Annotated in this window: 4 protein-coding genes and 1 riboswitch; of the genes, 3 read left to right on the plus strand and 1 reads right to left on the minus strand. The window is 71.7% G+C overall.

Features of this window, described 5'->3' with window-relative positions:
* The first annotated feature begins 9 nt into the window (after positions 1–9).
* Positions 10–564 (plus strand): TetR/AcrR family transcriptional regulator C-terminal domain-containing protein, encoded by a 555-nt coding sequence (locus tag CLV40_RS36175; RefSeq protein ID WP_181043971.1) that lies wholly within the window; start codon positions 10–12, stop codon positions 562–564.
* Positions 565–571: 7 nt separating this feature from the next.
* Here CLV40_RS36175 and CLV40_RS36180 read toward each other — a convergent pair whose 3' ends face one another.
* Complete coding sequence (locus CLV40_RS36180; protein ID WP_104483548.1) at positions 572–1,339, minus strand: GNAT family N-acetyltransferase; 768 nt, start codon at positions 1,337–1,339, stop codon at positions 572–574.
* A gap of 80 nt (positions 1,340–1,419) precedes the next feature.
* Positions 1,420–1,522, plus strand: a riboswitch (glycine riboswitch).
* A gap of 178 nt (positions 1,523–1,700) precedes the next feature.
* On the opposite strand from CLV40_RS36180, the gene gcvP reads away from it, so the two are divergent.
* Positions 1,701–4,571: an aminomethyl-transferring glycine dehydrogenase gene (gene gcvP, locus CLV40_RS36185; RefSeq protein ID WP_104483549.1), complete on the plus strand. Its 2,871-nt coding sequence runs from the start codon at positions 1,701–1,703 to the stop codon at positions 4,569–4,571.
* 60 nt (positions 4,572–4,631) lie between these two features.
* A complete protein-coding gene (locus CLV40_RS36190) occupies positions 4,632–5,465 on the plus strand; it encodes an aldo/keto reductase (RefSeq protein WP_104483550.1) in 834 nt (277 codons plus the stop codon).
* Positions 5,466–6,379: the final 914 nt, after the last annotated feature.

Genomic DNA, 6,379 nt, shown 5'->3' on the forward strand with positions numbered 1-6,379 from the left:
GTGGCGAAGATGAACCGCGAGGTCGTGGTGGCCGAGGCGCTCGACCTGCTCGACGAGGTCGGCCTGGACGCCGTCAGCACCCGGCGGCTGGCGCAGCGGCTGGGGGTGGAGCAGCCGTCGCTGTACTGGCACTTCCGCACCAAGAAGGACCTCTTGGCCGCCATGGCCCAGGCCGCGATGGCGCCCCACGCCGCCGAACCGCTGCCGACGGCCGGGGACGACTGGCGCGACTGGTTCCTGGCGAACACCCGCGGCTTCCGGCGCACCCTGCTCCTGCGCCGCGACGGCGCGCGCCTGCACGCGGGCGCCCCGCCCACCGCCGACCTCGACCGGATCCGGCACAAGATGGCATTCCTCGTCGACTCCGGCGTGCCCGAGCGGGAGGCTCAGCTGGCGATGCTGACCGCCAGTCGCTTCACGGTCGGCAGCGTCCTGGAGGAGCAGGCGAGTCCCGGCGAGAGCCAGGACCTACCGGCCGATGTGCCGAGCATCGATCACGAGTCGGCCTTCGAGGCGGGGCTGTCGCTCATCGTGGGCGGGCTGGCCCCGCGCGTCGCGGGATAGCGCCTGGTCAGAGCGTGTAAGGCGTGGTCGTGGTGATGCGGGTGAAACCGACGCGGCGCAGGATCGGTTCGCTGGTCGGGAGTGCGTCGACCTGGAGGTACCGGGCGCCCCGCGCCTCTGCCAGCCGCGCCCGGTGGCTCACCAGGGCCCGGTAGATCCCGCGTCCCCGCCACTCGGGGACGGTCCCGCCGCCCCACAGGGTCGCGAAGTCGGTACCCGGCACGTACTCGGTCCGGGCGCCGCACACCGGCTCGCCGTCCGCGACGGCCACCACCAGGTCGAGCAACTCCGGGGTCTGCGCCAGCACCTCCCGCAGCCGCCGCCCCAGCCGGGGGAACTCCGCGCCGAACGCCCGGTTGTGCGCCACCACCACGCGGTCCACGTCGTCCGGGTCGCGCACGTCGACCAGCCGCACTCCCGCGGGCGGCTCGAACACCGGCACCTCGGCGGCCTCGGCCACCATCACCGCCTCGGCGGGCCCCGCCCGCAGACCGGCGGCCACCAGGCGCGCGGGCAGGTCGACGGGGGTGTCGTGGCCGTAGTACTTCCACTCGCCGTCGTCCAGGGACCGGAACCAGGCCACCGCGTCCGCGATCGCCGCGTCGGCGGTCCGCTCGTCCAGGTCGGACCAGACCACCCCGGAGAAGTAGTCCGGTGTCGAGCCGAGGTGCCGGGTGAGCGCGGCAGTCAGCTGGACGACCGTGCCCGCGTCGGAGGCGGGCAGGTGCCGCCGCAGCTGGTCGTCGAAGGCGGCGCGCACGGCGGTGGTGTCCATGATCTGCAGAGTGCACCCGGGGTGCGACCTCGCTCGCAATCGAGTTATCACCGGATCGGGTTAGACTCGCCGGGCGTCGCTGAACCCACGCGGGAGAGTCCGCCCGGTCCACCCGGACCGGGACGGCGCCGAAGGAGCAAATCCTCCCCGGAACCTCTCAGGCAAACGGACCGCGCGGGTGAGACGCCTCTGGAAAGCGGGCAAGCCGGCCACCGCCGGGGCGCCCCGCCGAAGGTGCAAGTCCGGCGCGCCCGGACGAAGCTCTCAGGCGCCCGGGTTGTCGGGCACGGACAGAGGGGGAGGGCTGGCGGACGTGAGTCCGTCCCGGCCCGACCCCTGTGACGCCGAGGAGCTCCGCCCGATGACCGCTGACCGCATCCCGCTCGCCGCCCTTGAGCACGGCACCCCCTTCGCCGACCGGCACGTCGGCCCCCGCCCGGCCGAGCTGGCCCGGATCCTCGACGTCATCGGCGTCGGGTCGCTGGAGGAGCTGGCCCAGCACGCCGTCCCGGACTCGATCCGCGAGCGCGACCTGGCCATCGACCTGCCCGCCCCGGCCACCGAGGTCGAGGCCCTCGCCGAGCTGCGCGACCTGGCGGGCCGCAACCGCGTGCTGACCCAGATGATCGGCCTGGGCTACCACGGCACGCACACCCCGCCGGTGATCCGGCGCAACGTGCTGGAGAGCCCCGCCTGGTACACCGCCTACACCCCGTACCAGCCGGAGATCAGCCAGGGCAGGCTGGAGGCGCTGCTCAACTTCCAGACCATGGTCGCCGACCTGGCCGGGTTGCCCACGGCCAACGCGTCGATGCTGGACGAGTCCACCGCCGCGGCCGAGGCGATGACGCTGCTGCGCCGCGCGGGCCGGTCCAAGTCGAACCGGTTCGTCGTCGACGCCGACACCTTCCCGCAGACCGTGGCCGTCATCCAGACCCGCGCCGAGCCGCTCGGCATCGAGGTCGTGCTGGCCGACCTGGCCGAGGGCCTGCCGCTGGACGACTTCTTCGGCGTCCTGCTGGCCTACCCGGGTGCCTCCGGCGCGGTGCGCGACCACGCGGAGCTGATCCGCGAGGCGCACGGCCGTGACGCCAAGGTCGCGGTCACCGCCGACCTGCTGGGGCTGACGCTGCTGCGCGCGCCCGGCGAGATCGGCGCGGACGTCGTCGTCGGCACCACCCAGCGCTTCGGCGTGCCGATGGGCTTCGGCGGCCCGCACGCCGGGTACATGGCCGTCGCCAAGGGCCTGGAGCGGCAGCTGCCGGGCCGCCTGGTCGGGGTCAGCACCGACGCCGACGGCAAGCCCGCGTACCGGTTGGCGTTGCAGACCCGCGAGCAGCACATCCGCCGCGAGAAGGCCACGTCGAACATCTGCACCGCGCAGGTGCTGCTGGCCGTCGTCGCGTCGATGTACGGCGTCTACCACGGCCCGGAGGGGCTGCGGTCGATCGCGACCCGCACGCACCGGATGGCCGTCGTGCTGGCCGAGGGGCTGCGCCGGGGCGGGGTCGAGGTGGTGGGGTCCGCGTTCTTCGACACCGTGCTCGCCCGCGTCCCCGGCCGGGCCGGCGAGGTCGTGGCGGCGGCCCGCGAGCTGGGCGTCAACCTGCGCTTGGCCGACGACGACCACGTGGGCATCGCGACCGACGAGACCACCGTCCGCGCGCACCTCGCCGCCGTGTGGCAGGCGTTCGGGGTGGCGGGTGACGTCGACGCCTTGGACGCCGAGACCGCCGACGCGCTGCCCGCCGACCTGGTGCGGACCTCGGAGTTCATGACCCACCCGGTGTTCGCCACGCACCGCTCGGAGACCGCGCTGCTGCGCTACCTGCGGTCCCTGTCGGACAAGGACGTCGCGCTGGACCGCAGCATGATCCCGCTGGGCTCGTGCACGATGAAGCTCAACGCGACCGCGGAGATGGAGCCGATCACCTGGCCCGCCTTCGCCGACCTGCACCCGTTCGCGCCGGTCGAGGACGCCGAGGGCATCCTGACCGTCGTCCGCGACCTGGAGTCGTGGCTGGCGAAGCTGACCGGGTACGACGCGGTCAGCCTCCAGCCGAACGCGGGCAGCCAGGGCGAGTTCGCCGGTCTGCTGGCCATCCGCGCCTACCACCGCTCCCAGGGCCACGGCGAGCGCGACGTCTGCCTGATCCCGTCGAGCGCACACGGCACGAACGCGGCCAGCGCGGTCATGGCGGGCATGCGGGTCTTCGTGGTGGCGTGCGACGACTCGGGCAACATCGATCTGGCCGACCTGCGCAAGAAGGTCGACGAGCACCGCGACGACCTCGCCGCGATCATGATCACCTACCCGTCCACGCACGGCGTCTACGAGGACACCGTGCGCGAGGTGTGCGCGCTGGTGCACGACGCGGGCGGCCAGGTGTACGTCGACGGCGCGAACCTCAACGCGCTCATCGGCTTGGCCCGGTACGGCAAGTTCGGGTCGGACGTGTCGCACCTGAACCTGCACAAGACCTTCTGCATCCCGCACGGCGGCGGCGGCCCGGGCGTCGGCCCGATCGGGGTGCGCGCGCACCTGGCGCCGTTCCTGCCCAACCACCCGCTCCAGCCCGCGGCGGGCCCGGAGACCGGTGTCGGCCCGATCAGCGCGGCGCCGTGGGGCAGCGCATCGATCCTGCCGATCTCGTGGGCGTACGTGCGGATGATGGGGGCCGACGGCCTGCGCCGCGCCACGCTGACCGCCGTCGCGGCGGCCAACTACGTCGCCCGGCGGCTGGATGAGCACTTCCCGGTGCTCTACGCCGGTGCGGGCGGTTTCGTCGCCCACGAGTGCATCCTGGACCTGCGGCCCATCACCAAGGCCACGGGCGTGACCGTCGACGACGTGGCCAAGCGCCTCGCCGATTACGGCCTGCACGCACCGACCATGTCGTTCCCGGTCGCCGGGACGCTGATGGTCGAGCCGACCGAGAGCGAGGACCTGGCCGAGATCGACCGGTTCGTCGCGGCCATGGTCGCCATCCGCGGCGAGATCGACCGGCTCGCGGCGGGGGAGTGGCCCAAGGACGACAACCCGCTGGTCAACGCCCCGCACACGGCGGCGTCCATCGCGGGCAAGTGGGACCACCCGTATTCCCGCGAGGAAGCGGTGTTCCCGGCGGGCACGTCCGCGCCGAAGATCTGGCCCCCGGTGCGCCGCATCGACGGCGCGAAGGGCGACCGGAACCTGGTCTGCTCCTGCCCGCCGCTCGAGGCGTACAGCTAGTCCCCGTTGTGGCCCGTCCCTCATGTTCGGGGACGGGCCACAACGCGTAGCGTCTGTCCCATGTCTACCGTTCCCGACGTCAAGCTCAACGACGGCACCACGATCCCCCAGGTGGGCTTCGGTGTCTGGCAGGTCCCGGACGACGAGGTCACCGCGGCCGTGGCCACCGCGCTGGAGGCGGGCTACCGCGCGATCGACACGGCAGCCATCTACGGCAACGAGCGCGGCACCGGCCGCGCCGTGGCGGCCGCGGGCCTCCAGCGGTCGGCGCTGCACGTGACGACCAAGCTGTGGAACGCCGACCAGGGCTACGACTCCACGCTGCGCGCCGTGGACGCCAGCCTGGAGAAGCTCGGCTTGGACCACGTGGACCTGTACCTCATCCACTGGCCCATGCCCAACAACGACACCTATGTGGACACCTGGCGTGCCCTGGAGCGGATCAAGGCCGACGGCAAGGCCCGCTCCATCGGCGTCTCCAACTTCTCGGTCGCCCACCTCCAGCGCCTGCTGGACGAGACGGGCGTCGTGCCGTCGGTGAACCAGATCGAGCTGCACCCGCAACTGCCCCAGCCGGAACTGCGCGAGTTCCACGCGGAGCACGGCATCGCCACGGAAGCCTGGAGCCCCCTGGCCCAGGGCAACCTGCTGGGCGACGCGTCGCTGGCGAAGGTGGGGGAGAAGCACGGGAAGTCGGCGGCCCAGGTGATCCTGCGGTGGCACGTGCAGCTGGGGAACATCGTCATCCCGAAGTCGGTGACCCCGGAACGCATCAAGAGCAACATCGAGATCTTCGACTTCGAACTGGACACCGAAGACCTCGCCACCATCGCCACTCTGGAAACCGCCAAGCGCGTCGGCCCAGACCCGGAAACCTTCCACTTCGTCGGCTAGTCCCGCAGTGGCTTGCCCGCGCCGGGCGCGGGCAAGCCACAGCCAACCGCGAACGCGCCGCGATTTGCCGGACCGCAGACCAACGAGCACGGTCCCCGCGCAAGCGCCCCAACCTCTTGCCCGCTTTGCCCGCCGGCGCAAGGTTCCCCGGCCCGCCCTACCTCTCAACCGCCGCCCGGTCCCCGGCCCATGCCTGACATGACGCGGCTACACCGGTCTTCCCCACAACCACCGCATGAGTCCAGCCCGCTCAACGTGGCGTGCTCCCACCACATCGCTCCGACCGTTCCGGCTTCCTCCCCGCCACCCTGGAAACCGCCGCTTGAGCCCAGCCCGCACTCAACGCATGTGCTTCTGTCACATGGTTCGGGCCGTTGCGGCTTCTTCCCGGCCACCCTGGAAACCGCCGCTTGAGCCCAGCCCGTACCCAACGCAAAGTGCTCCTGCCACATCGCTCCGGCTGTTCCGGCTTCTTCCCGACCATCCCGGAAACCGCCGCAGGATCCCAACCCGCACAGAACGCAACGCGCCCCCGCCATGCGCCGTGATTGGGTGGACTTGCTTTGCGTGGGGGGACGAGCCTGCCAAGCTCTCCCGCGGGTGGGGTGGGCTTGCCCCTCCCACCGCTCTTCCCCACCGCAGGTTCGTAGGGGCCCCGCGCAAAGCAAGTTCACTCGATCGAGGCCCCACATTTTTTCCGCGAACAGCCGGACCGATCAACCCGGCCACGCCGCCAACCGGCACCCCGCAGCACAAAGATGATCTACGCACGCCTCCGGCCCCCACTACCAATCCCAGCGAAGAGGACCGACAAAACCATGAGGTGCTTCGAAGTTTCCGGACAGTGGACCAAGTAGAATTGGGTTCTCTGGAAGGAGACGGTTTTGGCGGGATCAAGGAGGAGTTTCTCTCGG

The organism is Actinokineospora auranticolor, from assembly GCF_002934265.1.
In the GTDB taxonomy this organism is placed as follows: domain Bacteria; phylum Actinomycetota; class Actinomycetes; order Mycobacteriales; family Pseudonocardiaceae; genus Actinokineospora; species Actinokineospora auranticolor.